Consider the following 415-nt stretch of genomic DNA (forward strand, 5'->3'; position numbering starts at 1 on the left):
ATTTTATTTTTAGACGTCTCAATTGTCTGAGCGTCTGCCTTCTTGGGATGCTCAGGTCGAGGAGTGACCGTTCGCCAACCATGTCGTTTCAGGAGATAATAGAAACCATCACGTGTGGAAGTGCGACCAATCTCTTTTTGATAGGCTTCAAATAACTGATTGACAGTTACAAATTCCCCAGCCTGAGCAGCTTCTATATGACGTTTTAGAAATGCTTGTTCTTCTTCGTAAGTCATATATTCTCTATGACGTCCACCACGGGTCTCTTGAAGAAGCGCTTCTAAACCAAACTCCTTATATTTTTTCAAATTCCTCCAAACAGTTGTTTTATTGCAATCTAGCAGATCCATGATTTCCTTATAACTCTTTTCTTTTGAGCGAAAATAAATAATCTGTAGACGTTTATGATATTTGG

General features: G+C 38.8%; 1 protein-coding gene. It reads right to left on the bottom strand.

The window, feature by feature from the left end:
• A partial coding sequence (locus HT701_RS10970) for a helix-turn-helix domain-containing protein (protein WP_172931535.1) occupies positions 1-415 on the bottom strand: 415 nt, incomplete at both ends.

This window comes from Streptococcus sp. 10824 (assembly GCF_013276595.1).
Lineage (GTDB): Bacteria > Bacillota > Bacilli > Lactobacillales > Streptococcaceae > Streptococcus > Streptococcus pseudopneumoniae.